The sequence below is a fragment of the Maridesulfovibrio frigidus DSM 17176 genome (assembly GCF_000711735.1).
Taxonomy (GTDB): domain Bacteria; phylum Desulfobacterota; class Desulfovibrionia; order Desulfovibrionales; family Desulfovibrionaceae; genus Maridesulfovibrio; species Maridesulfovibrio frigidus.
Genome location: NZ_JONL01000009.1, coordinates 99,916 through 122,505, shown reverse-complemented (window position 1 = coordinate 122,505; position 22,590 = coordinate 99,916). Strand labels below are relative to the sequence as shown.

The following is a 22,590-nucleotide window of genomic DNA, read 5'->3' as shown; positions in this document are numbered from 1 at the left end:
TTATCCTTCCTTCTCGATAAGAGTGAGGACTTCGCGCAGCATTAGCCCGAAATCGTTCTTGCCGCAGTCCACAAAGGACATTAGGGCGAGGTCTTCCTCATCGAGTTCCAGACAACCAAGCGCCTGGGCTTCATCCGTGTCCATAACAGCCAACGCACGTACAAGATACGTAGGCAGGATATCCAGCGGCATGACCTCATCAAACGCTCCTGTCGGAAAAATCGCACGATTACTTCCGCCTAAAAGCGTATTAAGGGCAAATTTCCTGCCTTTCTTATAGAATGCTGACAAAAACACGGCTTTGGACGAAAACTTGTCATTGCCTAGTCTCATCCATCCCAAAACTTCACGCTCACCGCCTTCGGTTATTGCTGAAACTTGGTTGTGGAAGCGACCAAGAAAGGCCAAGGCTCCGTCTGCTTTAGTACCGGAAAGAACAGATCCGGAAATAACACGGATATCGCCATCCATGAGTTTTCCGGCAAGCATTTCGTTTAGGCTCGCGCCGACGCGAGTCTTGATCATACAGGGCTTTTTGATCATAGGGCCGGCTAAGGAAATGAAACGCTCTGTCGCAAGTTTTCCGGTAGTGAAAAGCTTGCCGATGGCGATGACATCCTGATAGCCTAGATGCCAAATTGTTTTTTCAGGTCCAACAGGATCAATAAAGTGAACGTGGGTTCCAACCAGACCAGCAGGGTGCGGGCCGGAAAAGGAATGAACCTTCACTTCCTGAATAAGCGGCATGGAGATGTCGTCTGCGTTGCAAACATTAACATCGCCTTCAGTCAGCCGGGTTAGAATCCGAAGCCCGTTTTGCCAAGCTTCAGAATCTTTCCATATTATGGGTGCGGGGTCTCCAGCCAGTGGATTGGTATCCATGGCCGTGACAAAAATGGAATGGGGAACAGAGTCGATAGCCGGAGTTTTGCTGAAGGGACGCGTACGAAACGCGGTCCACATTCCAGATTCTACTAAATTATCGACAACAGTACGGCGGTTAAGGTTCAGTAGATTTTCCGAATCATATATCGGAAATTCTACAGCTCCCGCTGTTTCGTCCAGTTCGATGACTACAGACTGTAAAACACGGCGTTCTCCGCGATTGATGGCAACGATTTTGCCTGCACCTGGAGCCGCGAAAACTACGCCTTCGATCTTTTTATCTTTAAAGAGTGTTTGGCCGAGCTTGACCGTATCGCCGACAGCAACGAACATACTCGGCTTCATGCCGATATAGTCGCCACCGAGCACCGCAACGGTCTGCGGGGGGCTTCCCTCGAATAAATCCAACTCAGGTTCGCCCGAGATAGGAATGTCGAGTCCTTTCTTGAGTTTTATCATAAAGAATGCACCTTATCCCTGTAAGGTTTAACTGACTATAAATTGGATGCAACAAAACAACACGCTTTGGCTTTCGTGCCGGAGCGTATCCTGAGTGGGGTGGATTGAGATTTCATCAATCTCCTGTGTGTTCCGAATTTAGGGGTTCGGATGAGTGGGATATACACAAGGAGATTTATTGCGTTGGAATTGCAAATTATCGAAAATAATATGATCCGTCAAGAGCTTGTGAAAATTTTCTCCTGAGAAGTCCTGTGGTCATCTAAATCATTCAACATAAAGTCTTTTGCTCATGATCAAAAATGTGGGCAACAGGCACAACCCGCTTAAAAGGGCGGTTAGTTCAAAAGCATCGGCCATGCTTCCATATTCTGCGGCGAATCCAGCTAGGCTCGGTCCAATAACAAAGCCCAGATTAGCTGCCCCGATAAAAACTCCCATTATACTGCCTTTAGCAGATCCTATGTCTACAGCAAGGGACATGGAGGATGGAAGAGACAGCGCCGATCCTAGCCCCATGGCAATAGACAGACAAGCGAATGTCCATAGCGGAAGGGGTTGACCAAAGCCGAACAAACACGCCGCACACAGCCCCATTCCTAGAAAGGTTAAACCTGTTCTGTCACGTATGTCGGCCCACTTGCTTGTAATGGGCATGCCTAAAATGATGACAATATTGGACAGAGCGAAGAGTACTCCTGCAAGAATGCCGCTTAATCCGAAACGTTCATTAATGAGTCGCGGCAAAAATGTTATGATAACAGCTGATCCCATTGTACGGCCAATAACCGCTAAAAGCAGGGCTATAAAGGCCATGTTTCGCCACGGCGGGCCTTCTTTTTTCGTTCTGCTTGTTGCTTCATGGGTAGGTGATACTGCTTTAGCGCGAAGAAAAAATAAGAATGTCAGGCCCATGCCTATGCTGGGACAAGTAAGAATCAAAGGCCCGATTCCTCCTTGAATATTGATGGCCAATCCTCCAACTAATGGGCTGATAACAAGGGCTGCATAAAGACATGTATTGTAAGCTCCGAATAAACGTCCTCGTTTATTCGGAGGCACACATTCTCCCAAAAGGGACATGGTCACGGGTTTAACTATGCCTGCACAAAAACCTAGAGAAATCTGAATTATTCCAAGGACTTCGGTTGAGGGGTAAATGTAATATAGAACGGGGATAATGGCGCCTGCACCTGTTGCAGCAAGAAGAAGAGGTATGGCTCCGATAAAATCTGCACCATAGCCTGCTAGAGGCGCAAGGACTAGCCGTGCAAGAAAATATCCTGAAAAAGCAAGCCCGAGCCAGGACGGGGACAGCCCGGACGACTGGGCATTGACTGATAGGGCGAACGTGAATGCGCCGACTCCGAAAGTGGAAAAAAAAGCGGCTCCAAGAACTCCTTGAACTGTTCGCCTTTGTGCCGTGGAGCATTCATTTAGGCTGTTTCGCCATAAAAAATTGAATTGTCTTCTCACGCCGAAACCTCCTGCAACCACTGTTTACCGCCCTTACGAGCCTTTCTTATAGATACTTAAGTTGGATATTGTCAGTCTTTATATATGTCTGAAATCTCATATATACAAAATGCTGTCTACATAGAGATTTTAGAATTAATGTGTGTCGTTTTGATCCAATTATCTTTCTTCGTGGGTTAAAATGTTCCAAGCCTATAAGATGCTGAAATATATGATTATTTGTAGTTGTTATAATTGTTAAGGAAGAACTTAGGGTTGTGTCATTTTAAACCTATAATATTATGCCCCATTATTATTTGCTCGCAAATCTATAGATGCTTGATATTGTTGAAAAAAATACTTGGATCGCATTTTGCTAAGAACAGGAAAGCCCGCGTTGGGTGGATTGCTGTATGTAAAGCATCGAGTGGGGATGCTCTTTTGCTTAATAACATTAATTATTGGAGTGTGTGGTTTCAATAGATTAAAAATTATTGTTTTTAATATTCCAGACTTATTTTTTGATAAGTCCGCAAGTATTTTTAAATAAATTTAGAAAATGTTTGTGTTGCTCCTTCCGTACAGAGCTTAGGACTCTTATGGCAGGATGAATTGGGATCTTTTTCAGAAAGATGCTTTTTTCGGGATATCACTATTGAAAACCGTCTATGGCATTACTTTCACGAAAATATACAGAAAGAAAAGGGTTTACACTAAATAGAGTGTAAGCCCTTTTTCTGTTGTCTTTGCACATAGCTGCAAAATAAAGATTAGCTTTTTCTCCAGTATTGTTCAATTTTTTCAAGGGGCAACCCTTTGGTTTCAGGTAGGTATTTCCAGCAAAGAACTCCTCCTGCAACTCCTGTTAAGGCGAACATCCAGAAAGTCATTGGATATCCTATAGCGTTGAGCATTGTGGGAAATCCCAGAGCGAAGACAAATGTGAACAGGCTGTTTGCTGCGTATACAATTCCCAGCGTTATACCACGTATGTTTTGGGGATATATTTCCGATACGATTACTCCGGTTACCGGCCCCAGACTTACTGCGAAGGCTCCGACAAACACACATAAACATCCTATCAACAGCCAACCAGCCCAGCTTCCGAGTAAGCCCGTCAGAGCTAAACACAGTCCGGCCAGACCTAAAGATAAGGCCATGACAGCCATTCCCCATAAAAGAAGAGACCTTCTTCCCATGCTGTCAACAACTCCCATGGAAACAGCAGTCATGATCAGATTCACTGCGCCGAGGCCGAATGTTGCCATGAATGATGCTGTATTGGATGTAAAACCCGCGCCTTTGAAGATTGAAGGAGCGTAAAAAATCATGGCGTCAAATCCGGTAAAGACACTCAAATACATTAGCAGCAAGCCCAGTAATACAGGCTTCAAAAGCCAAGGTTTTATCAAGTCTGCCCATTGCCCATTAGGTGGAGCTTCGTCTTCACCTTTTAATTTTTGCATGGCAGCTTTAGTATCTTCCACGCCCATCCTCCGCATCATTCTTGCGCAAGCTCCCACTGAGCCACGGCTAAGCAGCCATCTGGGTGATTCTGGAAGGAAAAGCATGCAACATCCATAAACTGCAGCAGGTATAGCCATCACGCCAAACATATATTTCCAACCATTGTCAGACGATTCAAAATATATCGCAGCGAGGAATGACAGCATTAATCCTAGACATAGGCAAAGTTGGTTTAGAGTCAGCAATTTTCCCCGAATCTTTGAAGGCGCAATTTCGGAAAGGTACATAGAACTAGCTACGGCAGTGACCCCCATCGTCAGACCGATCAGAAGTCTTCCGATGATGAGCTCTGTTAGAGATTCTGAGAGGGCACAGCCGAATGATCCAGCAACATACAGAGCTGCTGTGGACAGAAGCAAGTAACGACGTCCGAAGATATCCGTCGCCTTGCCTGCAATCAGTTGGCCGATCAGAAGACCGGCGCTGACCGAACTGACGAGCATTCCTTGCTCTAAGGCAGAAAGATTCCACTCAGGGGTGATAAGCACTAGAGCACCGGATATGACTCCAATGTTTAGCCCGATCAGTAACCCTCCAGTAGCCGCTACTGTGGCGATGACATAATAGATAAAGTTTTTTTTCTGTATGGGTATTGTCCGCGTGAGCAGCCGTTTCTGGATCACTTCCAGAGATGAGCTTATTGTTTCAAAATAATCCCCGCGTAAGAACAGCAACCCAAGTAGGGCCATAACAAAGAATATCCAGTACAAAGTTGAACCGTGCAGCATATTTACGGCAATAACACCTGCGGAGGTGGCAATGATTGCGAAAAGCCAATGTGCTGCTACAGGAATACTCATGGCCAGACCACGAATCTTTAAAGGATATATTTCAGAGATTATGACCCACACAAGCGGTCCCCAAGTGCAGGAAAAAATGGCAATATAAGTAAGTAAGGTGATGGCGATTAATTGATCTGTCCATGGAGCGAAAGCATTCCAGTGAGACGCTACGGCAAGAACTATTAGGCAGCAGGCCATTCCGAATAACCCTGCTTGAAGTATTCGCTTACGCGTTATCCGCTTAACGAGGAATATGGCAACAAAGGTCATGGCTAGATTGACCAGCCCTAGAGTAAGCGTAAAATTAAGTGTTGCTCCCGGAGGAAACATAGTGTTGACAGCTTTACCCGTCGGAGCAGTGAAGAGAATGGTGTTAATTCCAATGAATTGCTGAAAAAAGAAAAGACTAACACCGAGCAGCAAGGCAAATCTAACCGGAGTTGTAAAAAGCTGGCTCCATAAATCTCCCGTCGGTTCAGCTAAAGATTTATGTATCTCCTTTATGGTTGCATCAATGTTCTTATGACCAAGTATGTGGAAGGATTTACGGGCCTCTTCTTCATCCCCCTGAAGCATTAGCCAGCGCGGAGATTCGACCAGCATTAGGGAAGCCAGACTCAGAAAAAATCCCGGAACAGCACCAATGAGAAGCATCCCACGCCATCCATGTAGGACGTCTTGAAAGAATGCGGATGCTATATAGGCCGCCAGTAGGCCTGAAGTGATTCCCACCTGATAGCAGATAACATGTTGGGCGCGTTTGCCTGTTGGTGAAATTTCCGAAATATACAAAGGGGCTGCAAGTGATACCGCGCCGAGAGCTACGCCAACGAGCACTCGGCATATGACAAACATTTCTGGAGAATTGGTTAGTGCGCTGGAAAAACTACCCATAACAAACAGACCGGCTGTTGCCATGATCGTGTCACGCCGACCAATGTAATCAGCTATTTTACCAGCTAGAGCCGCACCTATCACTGCTCCGGCCAGAATCGCCACCATGACACCTAGTTCCTGTCCGGGAGAGAGGTTCCAGATCTGTTTAAGTTTTGGCATCACACCGGCGATAATGCCGGTATCAATCCCGAAAAGAAACCCTCCGATAGAGGCTATTGCCGTGGCGATGTATAACATCATTGCTCCTAGGTTCCACTATAAGTAATTACTTAGCCATTTTATTACATGAAATCTTGTGATAAACCGAGAAAATCGTGAACACCTTTTATTACCTGATCCTGTTCCGAAATGGTCATCCCGTTGAACAGGGGAAGCGCTAGCTTGCGGCTTTGCAGGTCCTCCGTTACGGGCAGATGCACATTTTTAAAAAGTGTCTGGCGTAAAGCATTATCTTGCTGGTGCGACAAGCAGGGGTAGACTATTTTGGAAGGGACACCTTGAGAGTCCAGAAAAGAAATTAAATCATTACGGGAATCTTCAGTCTTTAGCAGAATTGTGTAGAGGTGCCATCCATTATTTGGCCCAGGTTTAGGCAATGTTAGCATGGCTTTGTTTTCTAGCTTTTGAAAAGACCGATTGTAGCGCATCGCCAGAAACATTCGGCGGAAGTTAATGATGGCAAGGTAAGGTAAGCGGGCCAGAAGAACTGCTGCCTGTAAGTTATCTATGAGTGCATTAAATCCCATTGGCAGTTTTTTGTGCATCTTATGGTTCGGCGTGAAACCGTGGTAGGCAATCATTCTCGCTTTTTTAGCAAGCTCCGCATTATTTGTTATCAAGGCTCCGGCCTTGCCGCAGCCTGAAAAATTTTTGAACGTATTGAAACTGAGCGTTGCAAACTCGGCACTAGTGCCGACACCGCTAACTCCTATGGCCTGGCAAGCATCTTCAATCAAGGCCACACTATGTTTTTGTGTTATCTGTTTTAAGTCATCCATACCTGCCAGTCCTCCATAAAGGTCAACAGGCAGAATAACTCGAGTGCGGGATGTAACTAAGCTCTCCACGCTTTCGGGATCGAGATTGTGGCTCTGCTCACATACATCAGCCAGAACAGGGCGAGCACCCACTGCCAGTATCGCATTTTCTGTTGCCGCAAAGCTGTTGGCAGGAAGAATGACTTCGTCGTCTGGCTTAACATCAAGAGCCAGTAAGGCGATTGTTAGAGCGGCAGTTCCGCTGGACGTGAGGATCACATGTTGGCTGCCCAAAAAATCCTGTAGATGCGTTGTTAGTTCGTCAATCTCAGGGCCATATATGCATGTACCATTTCTAATGCATCGCGATGCTGCTTCAACACATAGATTTTTTTCTTCTTCGCTTAACATGCGCTGCACAGGCTCGAATTCGAAACAATCTGTTTTTTCACTGCCAGAAAACAGGTTGGGGACCCATACATTTGGTTCATGGCCCTTGCTGTCAGCTATAAATTCTGAAATTTTCTGGTTGGCCAGACAATCGCGAAAAACAAATGGTTCAGTTTTCGATATGGCCTCATTTTTAAATAGCCGTAGATATAAAGCGTACAAGCTTGAGCTAAGGCCATCAATAGTAATAGCAGACATTAGCGGTCCTCCTTTTTCCAACTAAAATATTCCAAAATTGCATCAGGCTTGAGGTTTTCCTGCTTACATAAATTTATAATCTTAGTCAGATCCGAGCCTCCTGCTTGAGTAGCTGCAACTCCGCTTGTAATTAAGATAGCTGGGAGTCCTGCATTTTTTGCCCCTCGGATATCTGTGGATAAGCTGTCTCCCACAACTGCGAGGGCAATTTTTTGCTTTTCTGGAAAGCAAGACAGGGCTCGTTCAAAAATCATTGGATATGGTTTTCCAAATTTATGCACGACTCCACCTAACTCTTCGTAGGCCAAAGCAAGACTTCCGGCGCACGGAGTCTGCGAGCCGTCAATATGGCTGATGCTCAGATCCGGGTTGGCGCAGTACATAGGGAGAGAGTTGCGGGCTGCACATGCCAGCTGTTCTGTATAAGAGGCGATATTTTGTTGTTCATCATTTAGACCAGTAACCAGCAAAAAATGCGCTTCGTTTAATAAGTCTACTCGTTTAAAACCGAGTCCGTCGATCAGCCCGGCCCGTATCTCAGGACCAATGTGCATATAGTTTTTACCTATATCCTCTCCATCTTTTACAGCCTCACGGGTCAAGGTTCCGGAGGTAAACAAGCTGTCATAAAGATCAGGGCTGAATCCAATATTCTGGAGTTCTTGCGCCAATACAGACTCAGTAGAAGGCGTATTGGATATAAGTGTAACAGGGCAGTTCAAGTTCCGCATGCGGCGCAGTCCGTCCACAGCTCCCGGATAGGGATTAAAACCGTCGTGCAAGACTCCCCATACATCGAGTATAAATGCCTGATAATCGTCAACCATTTCCGCAATTCCAGAATATGTTTTCATAGTTGTATTTTGCTATTTAGGTTTAAATATTCTTTGGACTTGTAATCCAGATATCCCGGGATGCGTTCAGCTATGAGTTGCCAGTTAGGGTTGGAATTTTTGTCAAATCGGTTTTGTGTGCTTGATGATTCGCTGTCCTGATGTAGGCATTCAATACCGGGAAGATAACACGGTAGTGCATTTGTTTGGGTGATCATGCGATGGGCAAAGTCTATATCTTCATATCCCCAACATCCATCGAATATCTCGTCAAACCCACCTACGGCATTTGCTGAGTCTTTGCGGTAAATCAGGTTGCAGGAATGAAAATAGGCCCAAGGGTGCTCTAAATCCTGTAACTTATCGAGGTAAGGTACCCGCCGGTCCACAATCTGAGAATAGTTGGCTTCACTCGCCACTAGCGGCAGAGCATCATAGCTTACTTTGTCAGCGAGGATGTCATTGTCGGTAATATTGTTCATATCTACGAAACGTCGCAGCCCTACAATAATGGGATTTTCATGATGGCTGTTCTGAACCCATTCCGTGAGCCTTTTCAAATAACTGGGCGTGATCACACAGTCAGAATCCAGATTCACAATCCAATCATAGCGGCTTAGACGCAGGCCCAGATTGCGCGCGCGGCTGACAGCCATGGGATGAGGGAGTTTTGGTTGGCGCAGAAGGTAGAGGTCCAGAAAATCAATATATTTAGTATATGCTTTATCGATATCTTCATCGAAAGAGTTGTTATCTACTAATATGACTTCGAAAGGCACAACACCCGTGTTCATACTGAGTCCAGCCAAAGTTTTTTTTAGTAGTTCAATGTTGTTATGGCATGGAATAACGAAAGAAAACATGAGAAGCCTCCTGAAGCATGCAGATAATTATTTGAGAAATGTGGTTTTAGCCAAATGTCGGCCCAAGCGGTGGGCAAGTGCCATCAGGGTTAATGTGAGGTGCTTTTCCGGTAAAAATGGCACAACACTACCGTCGCATATATAAAGATTCGGGTGATCATGGCAGCGTAAGTTTTCATCTACGACCCCTTGATTTGAATTCAGATCCATGCGCGCTGTTCCTGCATAGTGAATCCCTAGGCCGGCCCCTGCTTTTTCTTTGACCAGCAGGGTGGCGGATGCTTTTTTAAGAATTGTTCCAGCCAGCTCCAGCATAGCTTGCTGCATGTCCTGCTCATGTGAAGATTCATTGTAAACAACCTTAACTTGCGGGATTCCGAAGGAGTCTTTCTGGCTGGAGGGTAAGATACGATTTTCTCTTCTTCGATCGGCCGGGCCAAAAAAGGCAAGAGTCACATAGCTTCGGAACAGCTGTCGGGCCAGCCAGGGCTTAATCTTTGCGGGGCACCATTTCATCTTTGAAAGATACAGCGGTACTTCCGGTAGTTGGTGCACCAGTTGTCCTATGCAACGAAAAGATTTTCCTTCAGCTGTTTTGGGTCGCGCCAATAGCAGGAGGTGGTCTCCGAATCCCTGCAGATACCTTTTCTGTGATCCCCACAATTTCCATAGAGAGGTAGTAAGCAGGACTTTCGGGTTATCCTGTAGCCCTGTACCGAGTAGTTGTGATGAATTGGCAAGTCCCTCGGGGTGTTTTGCTGTGGCGGAATTAAATAAAATACGAGGCGTTTCCAGAGCTCCGGTGGCCAATACATAAGTTTTGGCTGAAATGGTCTCTTTTACACCTGTTTTTGTGTTTAGAATTTCCAATCCATTAACGGCGCCATTGTCAGAACAATTAAGCCGCACGGCCTTGCTGTGCAGTTTAATCTCAAAATTATCCGACTTTTGTATTTCGGGCAGCAACCGGGTGGAAAATTTATACACGGAGTTATGCGGACAGCCTGAAAGACAACTGCCTGTGTTTTTGCAGCAGTCAAGGCGATCTGGACGGGTTTCAACTGCTTTGCGATTGGCTATGGCACGCAGGTTAGGATTTTTCATGTTCCGGCAGGCATCTCTAACTAGTATATCCGGTGGGCGGAGATCCTTTGCAGGAATAAAATCACCGTCCGGCAATTCTTCTAATCCTTCGCAGGTTCCGCAAACTCGAATAAGTTTTTCAACAGCGTCGTAGTGTGGGCTGAGATCTTCGTACGAAATGGGCCAATCACGAAAATCTTCATCGGAGAAACGAACGGCCACTCCATTCCAGAGGTTGGTGAGGCCATCCATGGCAAAAATTTGAAATTGGCGAAAGCTATTCGGCATGTCGGGATACGAAGAGAGCTGTTCTCGAGTCGCGTATAGTTTATTGTGAAAAGCGAAGGCATGGGGATCAATTGGGAAGCTAGCTTCTGGGTGTATATCGAAATTTCTGTCCACAGAGTTGTCGGGCTTAGCAAAGTACCCTTCTGGCAGAGCTCCTCCCTGCTCGATTGAAATCACTCTCAATCCGCTATCTACCAGCGTCTTGACCAGAATTCCCCCACTGGCTCCAGTGCCGATCACGCAGACATCATAAGAATTATTCCCCACCGGAAATTCTCCTGTATGTTTCAGGAGTAGAGAAAAAAATATATTCCAAAAATTCGTTAATAATTTTTAAGGAAGGGCGGGTGCTTGTCTCTTGGCGAAATCCTGACGATCTACCAAGCTGTAATTCATGCAGAGTGTCGAGGGTCTGAATTATCTGGCCATGGCTTTCCGCCACTCTGATAATATCTTCCTGATAACACTCTAAACCCTTATGATATGGGCTTTCAATGATAAGTCTATGTAGAAGCGCAGCTCTAGTTTGGCGGGCTGTGGCTTCTTTTCCTAGCTTTTCACTCTGTTGCATATACATTTCTCGCTCAAATCCGTGAAAATTACTAAACATTAATTACCGGTACATAATTAGCTTAACTAATAACATGGAAGACTGTTATATGAAAAAAGAAAGAATAAACGTTAATACCCTTAATATAATATAAAGAGGTTTTCATTATTATTAATAATGGTTACTATGTTTATGATTGTCAACTAAAGACCTTATCTGATTCAAAATAGTACAGCTACATATACATAATGGAGTGGGAGAGATGCATAGCTTAGAGACAATGCCTATTTCCGTTCGGCAGAAGACCAGATATGTTCTTACAGACATAGATGACACTCTTACGGACAACGGAAGCTTAGAGGCTAAAACGTTCGCAGCGCTCGCAGCGCTACGCGATAGTGGCAGAAAAGTTGTTCCAGTCACAGGGCGTTCTGCTGGTTGGTGTGATCACATGGCCCGCATGTGGCCTGTAGAAGGTATTATCGGTGAAAACGGGGCGTTTTACTTCCGCTATGACCATGGAGAAAAGCGTATGATCCGAAGATATGTGCGCGAAAAAGGTACACGTTTAAAAGATAGGATGCGGCTAGATTCTTTGTGTCAGAAAGCTCTAGATGCCGTCCCGGGCTGTGCTTTAGCCGCAGACCAGCCATACCGTGATACTGACCTTGCTATAGATTTCCGTGAAGACGTGCCTCCACTGCCTGAAGCAGATGCTGAAAAGGTCCTTAAGATATTCACTGAGGCCGGTTTTCAAGGTAATATCAGTTCAATCCATGTTAACGTCTGGTGTGGAGATTATAGCAAACTTACAACCACACACCTGATGTTTAAAGAGATATTTGATGAAGATTTGAAATCAATTATTGATGAAGTCGTATATATTGGTGATTCTCCTAATGACGAATCTATGTTTACATATTTTCCTAATTCGATTGGGGTGGCTAATATACTGGACTTTAAAAATTTTACAAAACACCCGACATACATGACTGACAATCGGGGAGGAAAAGGTTTTGCGGAGTTTAGCAAATTACTCATTTCTTCTAATGGTAGTTAAGTTTACTGAGGGCAGATAAACTCCTGTTTAGTAGTGTATTTATGGATTAATCCTAATATCTTCAAATCGTCCCATAGCTGGAATATTTCCGCTACCATCATTCGCAATTGTCAGGGATTCAAACCCTGCTTCCGAATTTGGTGAACAAGCGGAGCTGAACGTTTTCCCGTCCAATGTCATAGATATACCAGCCTTGCTCCATGAGATGGAAATCTTATGGGGTTCGTTTTGTTTCCAGTCAGGTATTTCCTGCCCAACCACGCATGTAGGGATTCCTTTTTCCCATCTAATAAGTTGCAGAAAATCTTTTGATGTTTTCTCTAAAAACATTGATCCCATGTTCCATGCTTTCCCGTAAAAACCTAAGAGCATCCTTTGCTTATTGTCGCCAGCGGACCAATCTGGAGTGAAGGTGAAAGACGCACTTCCTTCCGCGTTTTTATTATCTATGCTTTTCGGTGTTACGGAAGTGAAGAACTGATCTTCTCCCGAGCTGAATCCTTTACCCATTTCCGTGCTGCTTCTTCTTCCTTGCAAATCAAGATCATACCAGTATGCCGGACGGCCTGAACCAGAAGTATACAATTTATGTGCATCCTCCGCGGATAGAGGTGTGTCGAATATCATCAGGTCGTCATATTCACCGAGAGCGGGGAACTGGTTCTGATGGTCTGCACCTAGGTGCAGCGTTTTGAAGTCAGATTGAAATGGAACAGGAAGGTCGGCTTTTGCGTAAATATTGCCATCAACATAAATAGAAGCGAACGCTCTGTTCCAGTCTATCGTAATATTGTGCCACTGATTTTTTGACAATTCGATAGGCTGGCCTTCCACCATACCTGTGAATCCATCTTTGAAAAAGAGGGCCCTGAGTGTCTTTTCTGGAGACATTTCCAGAAAAACAGATCCTTTGTCCCATTTAGGACCTTTTGCCATTAACAGCATGTACTTTTCATTCTCGACTTTCCATTGCGGTAGAATTCTGAACGATATAGCACCTTCTCCAATTTTTACGGGAGAATCGAATCTGTAGCGTAGCCGTGTGTCTGATCCAGATTTTATTACAGTGGAGTTGTTTTTGTTTGCAATATTAAAGCCTGACTGTTCGATAATCAGACTATCCGGTAGCCATGTTACCAACATGCTTTCTTGTTCAGAAGAAGCAAGATTTTCTACCGCATTTCCTTTTCTAAGGTAATCCTGCATCCTTCCTGCGTCATATTTGGTTACTCGGATTGACTGGAAGTGAACTAATATCGGGTTGGTTTTAATTCCTTCTTTAAAGTCTTTATGCTTCTTTATTAACCGTCTTTCTGAAAGAAAAGCAGGCACTTGTCCATCGGGGTCTGAAAAGAATTCATGGGCCTGAATGAGCCATATATTATCAAAATTTTGGGTTTCTTTTTTTAAATCTACATGACTGAAAGCAGGGATTATTTTAGGATCTCCGTCATCTCCGAAGTAATACACGAAAGGTTCATATATCCATGGAGCGCTGAGGACCAAAGCTTCACCGGGCTTTACATTTTCTTTGACGTATTGTGCAACTTCCCGCCACTGCTCTTTGTCATATGATGAGTAGTAGAGCCACAATCCATGCGTTGTGGCCGTGAGAAAAAGGCATAGGGCAGCTACTTTGAGTGCTGGTGGAGCTATACGAGTTATGACAAGTCCTACAAACAGGCAGAATCCGGGTAAGAATTGGATCGCATAACGTTCTACATAAATTGGCGAGAGAATTAGAGAAAATACGAAGGGAGTGGCAACCGCGCAGGTAAACCATAATCCTAGGAAAAGTCCGGTCATGGAATTGTTTGTCTGGTTTTGGATGGAGTCTTTTACCATACGTCGAAGTGACGGGATTATGATGGAGATCAGGCAGAGAATTAGAGCGAATGCTACTGCTGCAAGTGGTGCGGTTCCACCTGCTAGCTGTACGAATGTTCGCCATGCTGTGAATAGATCAGGGGCAGGAACCCATGATCCCGGGCCTTCCCCACCCAGCTTGGCTAAAACCTGTTTGACTAGAAAGTACAGCCACGGACTGAAAATTATGAGTGCCGCAACATTTACACTTATCCAACCGACCAGTCGTTTAATTCGCTGACCCGGGGTGATTGTAAACTTAGTTATGAAGTATAATTGATGAAATAAAATTATAAAGGCTGTGAAAGTATGGATGTAAAGCATCAGGGCGATGCTTGCAGCGTAGTATAAAAAGTTTTTGCGACTTGGATTATCTATAAAAAGAAGCAGTCCGTGGCAGGCAAGTAAAATTGCACTAAGTAGTATGGTGTAGCTGCGAGCTTCTTGCGAGAAATTTATACCCATATATGAGACTGCAAGGAAAAGAGCTCCAAGCAGTGCGGCGTTTCTACTCATGAGTTTTTCGCCGACCTTGAAAGTCAAGAAGACGGCAATAACTCCGAAGATTGCGGAGGGTAGTCGTAGAGCTGTTTCAGATATTCCGAAAAGCTCGGTCCATATGTGCATGATGAAAAGGTAGAGCGGAGGGTGAACGTCTCGAGCGCAGTATTCAATGATACCGCTGAAGGATTTTGTTGCATAAGCAACGGTCTGTCCTTCGTCTATCCAAAGACTTTCATCACCGATGGAGTAAAGCCTCAGGATCGTGGCAAGTAACATTATTGCCCATAATGCAAGGTCTATGTGTTTGGCTTTGTCATTCATGACAGCTCCTTATTTATTTGCAAGACCATTCTCGATCTGTATCATTCTTTCAGCTACGGATTCAGGTGCAATGTCTTTAGCTAGAGACTCTTTTAAAAGTTCAAGAGTTGCGCTGGCTGCTCCGTACCATCCGGGAGTAGATTGATTGACTTTGACTATTTCCGGAGCCTGTTCGCCTTGTTCATACATGGCTTGTGCCGGTTTAGGGCTCATGGCTGGAAGATTTGCTCCGTATACGGCGGCGGATTTGCGGGCAGGGAGTATGTATTTGTTTTTTAGGCGGTAGAAGTCAGAGCGTTGAGAAGTAAGGAACTTCAATAGCTGTAGTGCCTGTTCTGGGTGCTTGGTTCTATTGTTAACGGCATACCCTCTGGTCCAGATATAGTTCTGTTTACGGTCTGATTCGTTAGCAACGGGCAGAAAGTCTACAAGCACATCTTTCGGGTGAACTGGAAAGCCCACTTCAGCGCTTTGGCTTAAAAGGAACCATACATAGTTACCGTTTATAGATAATCCTGCGCGTCCTGAGCGAAATTCTCCCTCAGCAGTGGTATGGTCATATTTATCGTAGTCGGGCTGATTTTCCCTCACCAGTATAGTAAAATTTTTGTAAGCTGATGTGTGAGCTTCAAGCCTGTTTGCCGATTTTTGTCCATGTAGCTCAATTTGAAGTAGAGTGTAGTAAAATTTATAAAGGTTAAGACCTTTAGATGGGAATATAATGCCTTGAATCCCGAACTTCTCTTTTATAAATCTAGAAGTAGCGATCAGTTCATCAAGTGTGTGTGGTACTCCTGATTCAGGGAGGAGGTCCTTGCGGGCGTATAGATATTGTAATCCGACTAGAGCCGGAAGACCGTAAAGTTCATCGTCTTTGGAGTATCCGGCAATAAGTGGTTTCAGATAGTCAGAACGATCAGTGGGTGAGAGCTTGTTGAACCATGATCCGATTGGTAGAAGAAGATTGTCATGTGTAAAATCCGCAACCCAGCTACCCGGCATTTCTATTATGTCTGGTTGTTCTGCCGCAGGATCTTTCATTATTTTCATAGATTTTTCATGGATTTGCCATTCATCATATTCGGGGATAACTTTAACTTTAATTTCAGGATGGATAGACATAAAGTCATTCAATGTTCCAAGGTCTTTGCTGTTCTCGCTAAAGACGCGGTTAACGTCGCCAAAAATTGTAAGTAATGCCGGATTTTCGGGGGTAGGGGTTTTCGCGCAGGCCGCGGCTAGGCTTAAAATAGCTGCAAGGATTAGAATTTTAATGAATTTCATGGCAGTTCTCCCTATTTCCGATTTTTAATTGGCGTAGGCGTGATAGTTCCGGACATTTTTCTGTACATGGCGGCTTCAAGAATTAGAGCATTGGTCTCGAGTGTGATGGCTTTGTTTGCACCTGCTGTGTCATACTTCCCAGAATAAAAACCCTTACCTTGCTCACTAAGAGGGGATAGGTTTTCGATTAGCATGCGTGTGTAGGCCGTGTTGTATAGAGCGTCCCATCCGAAAGCCATGGCGGTCGATGACCAGAATAGATTAATAGGTTTATCGGAATACGGGCTAATACATTGCCACGTTTTTTTACCGTTTTTTGCTATTATTGCACTGGTAGCAAACCACGGAGCGCGGTCCAGCCTTCCATCGCTTACACAGGTAATTGTTTTTGTTTTATTGTAGCGAGCTTTCTGTACTTCATAGATGCGCCTTATAAGTTTATCTTGTTCGTTTCCTGTTTTTCCAAATTCCATAAGGGTTAACACAAAGGGTTTTGAAGAAAGGAGAGATTTTACAGATTTATCATATGGAACCTTTACTCCCAGCATGTTTTTGTAACCTAGAGTTTTGCGGTAATCACTTGAAGACCATGCGTTGAGGCCCCAAACTTTTAAGCTTTCAGCTGCATAAGAGCCATGACCGAACCCATTTACAACCGTTGTAATTTCCTTTCCTGCATAAACATTCATGCTGTAGATCAACCCGTTTGTGACGAGCCTCTCTGTGCGCATTCTATTAAAAATATTTTCTATGGCAGGTTTAAATTCTGGATGTAGTATTGCTGTTTTTTTGAGCCATAACAATAATCTTGCTACATCTGGGCCGACCCACCCAATGCCAGATGAAGTTGGCTTTTGATCTTCACCAATCATTCTTGCTGACTCGGCAAAATACAGCTTATTCGGCAATTCGTCGTTATACAGATCCATGGATGATAGCGTTTGAAGCATTAATCCTGCACGCTGCTTAAATTCATCACCACTTATAAGTTCTAATTCATAGGCGGCGTTAAGTGCGGCAAGTGAAGATCCAATTTCCCAGACTGTGGTAACTGAGTATAGATCCAGCCCGTTGTATAATCCTGTTGAAGATTGGTAATTTCGCTGGAAATAGCTCCATGCGAGTCTAGCTGCATCACGGTAGGTCTCATTTAATTCGGGTTTCGAGTTTGTTGAATCGTTGGCCGCCGCTATTGTCGCGGCTGCTGCGGCTGAGCTGTGATTTCTGGGCACTGCGGTCTTTTTTACAATTGGCAGATTGGTTCTGCCGGATATGTTTAGATTCGGTTGTGGACTGTTAGTCGAAGCTTGTCCCCATACTCCTTCAGAATAAGGAATAACTGTAACAGGGCCTTGTCCTGCATCACCCATGTTGTTCCATATTTGATCGGCTGTTTTTTCTCTGCGCAGTCCGGTGGAGGGTCTAATGTAGTTTTTTAGACCGAACAATTCCCACGCTGTAGCCATACGTCCTGCTTCTGGCGGAAGACTTACTGCCGGGCCAGCAAATCCGGGCGATTGTCCTGCTCCTACCGCCGCAGGTCCGGCGGCCCCGAGTCTAGCCATTTCAAGTTGTTGATCTAGGTTTTTTCGGACTTCATTCCACGACATTCCGGCTCTCGCAAAGCGAGCTGTGGCCATCCCCCAAGATTCGTAGGCTCTTGCGTTTCCGGAGTTTTCTGCTGCGCGGCTGGCCATTACGAAGACTATTCCGCTAACTTCCGGCGAGAGTCCTCTCATATTTTCAGCAAGATCTTGTAAAATCATGGCTGATGGCTCAAATTTTCCATTTTTATAGAGGGCAACCGCTTCAGCAAATGTCGGGCTGGAAACTAGCTGGCCCAGTCCGTCGAAAGCTGCCATTGCTGAAATTGCACTCATCAAGCATATAGCGAAGGTTATTGTCAGAATGCGGAAAGATTTCATGTTATGAATCCTCTCTTTCTCTGCCCGGTAAACATCTAGGATAATCACTCATTGGTAGTTCCTTGCGGATGTAAAAATCAATGAAACTTGGTTCTTTAGTAACCCTCACTAGCGGACCTGTAAGCTTATGAAGCAAAGATTCCAGAACCATGGCATTTGTTTCAAGCACAATGACCCTATTGATTCTCCAATTTTTTTCATATCGTCCTTCAAGCCATCCTCGTCCTTCCTCAAAGAAACAGCAGGCTGCCGCAGCCATGATGAAGTTTGTGTATTCTGTGTCCCACAGCGACCACATCCCGAAAATTGCACGGGTCGAAAAAACAGCCAGATCATAATTCATTTCTCCTGATCGTGAAATGGTCGGCCAGAGCTTTCCTTCTGCCGTGATGGTTCCGATGACTGCGTATGGTGGTTTATCTACGCCGTTTTCACTTCTGGCAGTCATTATGCCCTCGCGGCGATAGCGTTCTTCTTGGATTTTATAAACGCCATTAGCTATTTCCGATCTTTCAAGAGAGTCATCTCCTGTTGGGTGACCTTCCGGCATTCCAGTATCAGAGAATCCGAACTCCATACCTTCAAGTAAAAAAGGTGTGGATGTTAGATATACTGGTACTCCCGTGGAGATAGAACTCCGGGGATCATATGGCATTTTGTATCCGTAAATTTCTATATAGCGAAGTGGAGACGGCACAGAAGAGCGGACATTAAGTCCCCATAATTCATATCCTCTTGCGGCGTATGCTTCCCAGCCAAGCCTGCCTTCGTAAATAAATTCTGTTTTTCCGTTTACAGTGCGCCCGCTTCGAAGTGTGTCATCACTTGATATGGCAAGACAAAAATTCCAACGCAATACTGCGCGGTCTATACCTTCCGCAAAAAGTGGGTATTCTGATTTTAAAACTTTTAGCCATGTGAGTAACCGTCCTATGTCCAGTGCGGAAAATCCGGCTGAACCCGGTTTCATGTCAAACCCGACCATGCGTCCTGTATTGGTATTGTAAATCAGGTTGGGTAATTCTCCGGCATAAAGCTCCATGGCATTAAGCCATTCAATCAGTTTAGTTACCCGTTGGCAGAAAGATCTTTCATCCAGAATATTCATGCGATGCGCTGAAATCATGGCGGAAAGATAGGCCGCAATTTCTCCAACGGAAGTGTAAGGATAGTTTTCGGCCGCGTTTACCAGCCCGGTTCCAGTATTGTAGTTTTTTTCAAAATATGTCCACGCTACTTCCGCAAAGAGCTGTCCTCTATCGGACAGTATATTACATTGCGTCAGCACGAGTTCGTTTTCATCATAAGGAGAAGAAAACCCACATTTTATATTTTCATAAATAGCGCCGCACCCTGCCTGCATTGGAAGCAGAAAGAGCATAATTAGAAATATTGCGGCTTTACGATGAATCATGAAATCTCCATCAAGGGTCATATTTGTGTATGGTTATGTAAGGTTGATATTTCCACGGTGGCAGTGCTTTAGATGGCAGAGAGTTACTTTTAAAGAATTTATCCCAGTAACTTTTGCTATCACTATATTTCAGCAACTTTCCTTGAGTTTTGTAGAGTAATATTTCGAGGATTACACCATTTCCGTTCAGGGTAATGGCATGATTAAGTTTTCCTGTTTTTTCATAACGTCCTACGTAGAAACCTTTACCCGGTTCGTACATGGTGGAGGCAACCTCTGCCAAAAGGTCAGTATAATCAGATTTGAATAGAACCCATAATCCAAGAGCTGCTTTAGTGTTTAGGCTGGAGAGTTCCGGCATTGGGGTTCCTTCGTGGCTTAAAGTTGCCCACGGGATTCCTTGTCCGAGAATTGTGTCGTAGATAAAGTAGGGTGCCTTATCTACCGCGTCCTCAGTTTTGGCAGTAAGTATTCCAGTATTTAGAAAACGTGATTCTTGAGCTTTATATACATTCCAAGCAAATTTAGCCTGCATGGGATCGCTGTGGCGGTTCACATTGGTATTACGATCGCCGGGTAGGTCCCAGTTATGTTCAATCCCGTCAAGAACGTAATTTTCTGTCACTACAAAGTTCGGTGCATGTTCATTTTCAGGGTCCCGAGCATCGAAAGGAACTGGAACTCCGTAGATGGTTATGGTGGAGTAAGGATCAATTTTGGAAGCAGTCTTTGTGTTTGCTCCCCAAAGTCCGAATCCTCTGGCCGCATATTCTTCATATCCAAGCCGCCCTTCAGCGTAGTGGATCAGGTTGTTTGCGTCCCTTTGATAGTAACTTGCCCCGAACATAATACCTTGACGGTCCATAAGCTTGGACCAGTTCCAGCGCATAACCGATTTATCAATTTGTTCTGCATATTCAGGGTAGCGTTCTTTTAGAATTTTCAGCCACGTAAGCAGTCTGCCTAAATCTAGAGCTGACCATCCCAGTGCGCCAGGTTGATTCGACCAGTCTACCATTGCGCCGTTGTCCGCACTGTAAAATTGGTTGGGCAGGTCGCCTCTGAAAAGTTCCATGACATTCAGCCATGAAACAATTTTTCTAATGCGCGAATCAAAATCTTTGCTGTCAATAATTCCAAGCTCTTTGGCTGCAACAACTGCGGCTATATGTGCTGAAAGATCCCACATTGTGAAAGGGGAGTAGTTCGGCTGTGCTCCCGCGAGTCCGGTTTGCTGGTTAACATTGTTTTTAAAGTAATCCCATGCGGTTTCTGCCCATTTTTGCTCTCTAGGTGTGAGCGGACCTTGCCTTGGAACCTGCTTAACCGCTGGCTTGAAATCAGCTTCTGAATTTGCGGGAAACATGGCTGAAAAACCAGAAATTACAAGTGCGAGAAGCATAACCGTTGAAATTAATTTTATGAATTTTATTCTCATGGCATCGGCTCCGCTTTTGCCAAAGGTAGCAGTGGTTGAAATTCAATTTGGAATTTCGACGGTGGAAGTCCCTGTGATTCAAAGGATTCGTTTTTAAGAGTAAGCTCCCAATAGCCGGGTGTGGTTGAATCTCTATAAAGTATGCCTGAATGGACGAAAGCAAGTGCTTCCAGGATGGCGGCATTGTCATTTAATGAAATGGATTTGTTCGCTATTCCACTGTCTTCGTAATAACCAGCATACCATCCGCCGTAACTGTCAAACATATCAGGAACTGCGTTCATGAGCAGGTCGGTATATGGAGTATTGAACATGGCCCAAAGTAGGAATGTGGCTCCAGTGGAAACACACGCTTGTTCGGGGTGGCTCTTTCCTGATTTATCTATGGTGGCAAAAGGTTCCCCGAGAGCAAATACTGAATCTATTACAAAATATGGAGGGTGATCAAGATTGTGATCTGTTCGTGCTGTCAGTAGTCCTTCTACTTCGTATCGGGATTGTTGAACTTCAAAAGATGCCGATGCAAGTTGGCGGGAAGTATCATCTTCAGGCCATAGATTGTTTTCCATTTCGTAGACTGGGGATGTCCATCCCATTTCCATTCCGCCAAGCAAGCTACTGCCAGTTACAACTGCTCCAATCTGAAAGGGTTCACCTTGTGAGCGGGGGAGTCCGGCTTCTTTGATAGGACGGTTATCAAATGGAAGTAGAATTCCATTAATTGTCACCATCGAATAATGGTCAGTGCGCATAGAGGCTTTCACATTGAAACCCCATAAAGCAAAACCTTTTGCCGCATATTGTAATGGGCCTAAGCGGCCTTGCCTATAAGAATTAAGTTGCCCTGAATTATCTTTATATGCTCCGTAAAGGAGTCCCTCGGCATCAAGCAATCTTCTGAAATTCCAGCGCAGTACCGCTCTGTCTATTGCTGCGGCATGGGTAGGGTATTCGTTACGGACAATGCGCAACCAGATGAGCATGCGACCAATGTCGATTGCAGAATGTCCATCCTCACCTTGCTGTCCATTATTTTGGATCATCTGCCCGGTGCGAGCATTATAAAAAGTATTGGGAGTACCCATTGAGTTTAATTGCATGGAATTCAGCCATGTAACTAATTTGGTCATGCGAGTGTGAAAAGAGATGCTATCTATTATTTCCAGCCTTTTAGCACATGTCAGTGCTGCTAGGTATCCGGCTATATTGTGCATGGTCAGGGTGTCGCTGCCGACAGCTCCCTGAGGTAGGCCGGTTTCTGGAAATATTGTGCGCTCGAAATAAGCCCATGCTTGTTTTGCGCTGTTCATATCTTTTTCAGACAGAACCGCAGGGGATTCTTGCTCCCAAAAGCTACCTGTTGCGACGGCATGTCTGGGAGAAGGTTCCGCGGAAGCGATTTTGAATGTGAAAATATCATCACTACTTGCTGAGCGTGAATGCAGTTTACACCCGCACAGGGCAAATAATACCGTAACAAGTGCGGTTACTTGCAATAGTCTGGCAAGTTTATTCTGTTGTTTCATTTAAT

Annotated in this window: 15 protein-coding genes; 1 reads left to right on the top strand and 14 read right to left on the bottom strand. The window is 44.7% G+C overall.

The genetic code is table 11. From position 1 onward, the window contains the following. The 8 genes from BR06_RS0116430 to BR06_RS0116395 form a co-directional block, all read right to left on the bottom strand. Window positions 1-1,344, bottom strand: a complete 1,344-nt coding sequence (locus tag BR06_RS0116430) for a Na(+)-translocating NADH-quinone reductase subunit A (protein ID WP_031485018.1) — start codon at window positions 1,342-1,344, stop codon at window positions 1-3. Between the two features lie 267 nt (window positions 1,345-1,611). After that, window positions 1,612-2,820 carry an MFS transporter gene (locus BR06_RS0116425; RefSeq protein WP_031485016.1) on the bottom strand — a complete coding sequence of 403 codons (1,209 nt, stop codon included), beginning with the start codon at window positions 2,818-2,820 and terminating at the stop codon, window positions 1,612-1,614. Between the two features lie 749 nt (window positions 2,821-3,569). Continuing rightward, complete coding sequence (locus BR06_RS0116420; RefSeq protein WP_084154213.1) at window positions 3,570-6,245, bottom strand: sugar porter family MFS transporter; 2,676 nt, start codon at window positions 6,243-6,245, stop codon at window positions 3,570-3,572. 41 nt (window positions 6,246-6,286) lie between these two features. Beyond that, a complete protein-coding gene (locus tag BR06_RS0116415; RefSeq protein ID WP_031485012.1) occupies window positions 6,287-7,630 on the bottom strand; it encodes a DegT/DnrJ/EryC1/StrS family aminotransferase in 1,344 nt (447 codons plus the stop codon). After that, window positions 7,630-8,484 carry a TIGR01459 family HAD-type hydrolase gene (locus tag BR06_RS0116410; protein WP_051677148.1) on the bottom strand — a complete coding sequence of 285 codons (855 nt, stop codon included), beginning with the start codon at window positions 8,482-8,484 and terminating at the stop codon, window positions 7,630-7,632. The genes BR06_RS0116415 and BR06_RS0116410 overlap by 1 nt, the downstream gene beginning before the upstream one ends. Further along, on the bottom strand, window positions 8,481-9,326 hold the full coding sequence (locus BR06_RS0116405) for a glycosyltransferase family 2 protein (protein ID WP_031485009.1): 846 nt from the start codon (window positions 9,324-9,326) through the stop codon (window positions 8,481-8,483). Before BR06_RS0116405 ends, BR06_RS0116410 begins: the two co-directional genes overlap by 4 nt. A gap of 27 nt (window positions 9,327-9,353) precedes the next feature. Further along, complete coding sequence (locus tag BR06_RS0116400) at window positions 9,354-10,964, bottom strand: GMC oxidoreductase (RefSeq protein WP_031485007.1); 1,611 nt, start codon at window positions 10,962-10,964, stop codon at window positions 9,354-9,356. Further along, the gene (locus BR06_RS0116395) at window positions 10,954-11,268 is read right to left on the bottom strand and encodes a hypothetical protein (RefSeq protein WP_156952724.1); all 315 of its coding nucleotides are present in this window, start codon (window positions 11,266-11,268) and stop codon (window positions 10,954-10,956) included. The genes BR06_RS0116400 and BR06_RS0116395 overlap by 11 nt, the downstream gene beginning before the upstream one ends. A gap of 241 nt (window positions 11,269-11,509) precedes the next feature. Between BR06_RS0116395 and BR06_RS0116390 the strand changes: the two genes are divergently transcribed. Continuing rightward, window positions 11,510-12,307, top strand: a complete 798-nt coding sequence (locus tag BR06_RS0116390) for an HAD family hydrolase (protein ID WP_031485002.1) — start codon at window positions 11,510-11,512, stop codon at window positions 12,305-12,307. A 39-nt stretch (window positions 12,308-12,346) separates the two neighbouring features. Here BR06_RS0116390 and BR06_RS0116385 read toward each other — a convergent pair whose 3' ends face one another. Genes BR06_RS0116385 through BR06_RS0116360 form a run of 6 tightly spaced genes read right to left on the bottom strand, consistent with a single transcriptional unit; the run spans window position 12,347 to window position 22,585 of the window. Further along, a complete protein-coding gene (locus tag BR06_RS0116385) occupies window positions 12,347-14,998 on the bottom strand; it encodes a glycosyltransferase family 39 protein (protein ID WP_031485000.1) in 2,652 nt (883 codons plus the stop codon). A gap of 9 nt (window positions 14,999-15,007) precedes the next feature. Then, window positions 15,008-16,282 carry an ABC transporter substrate-binding protein gene (locus BR06_RS0116380; protein ID WP_031484998.1) on the bottom strand — a complete coding sequence of 425 codons (1,275 nt, stop codon included), beginning with the start codon at window positions 16,280-16,282 and terminating at the stop codon, window positions 15,008-15,010. 11 nt (window positions 16,283-16,293) lie between these two features. Continuing rightward, window positions 16,294-18,207: a DUF3131 domain-containing protein gene (locus BR06_RS0116375; protein WP_031484995.1), complete on the bottom strand. Its 1,914-nt coding sequence runs from the start codon at window positions 18,205-18,207 to the stop codon at window positions 16,294-16,296. A gap of 1 nt (window position 18,208) precedes the next feature. Beyond that, complete coding sequence (locus BR06_RS0116370) at window positions 18,209-19,621, bottom strand: DUF3131 domain-containing protein (RefSeq protein ID WP_051677147.1); 1,413 nt, start codon at window positions 19,619-19,621, stop codon at window positions 18,209-18,211. A 10-nt stretch (window positions 19,622-19,631) separates the two neighbouring features. Then, on the bottom strand, window positions 19,632-21,059 hold the full coding sequence (locus tag BR06_RS0116365) for a DUF3131 domain-containing protein (protein ID WP_051677146.1): 1,428 nt from the start codon (window positions 21,057-21,059) through the stop codon (window positions 19,632-19,634). Next, window positions 21,056-22,585, bottom strand: a complete 1,530-nt coding sequence (locus BR06_RS0116360) for a DUF3131 domain-containing protein (protein ID WP_031484990.1) — start codon at window positions 22,583-22,585, stop codon at window positions 21,056-21,058. Before BR06_RS0116360 ends, BR06_RS0116365 begins: the two co-directional genes overlap by 4 nt. Between the last annotated feature and the right edge of the window lie 5 nt (window positions 22,586-22,590).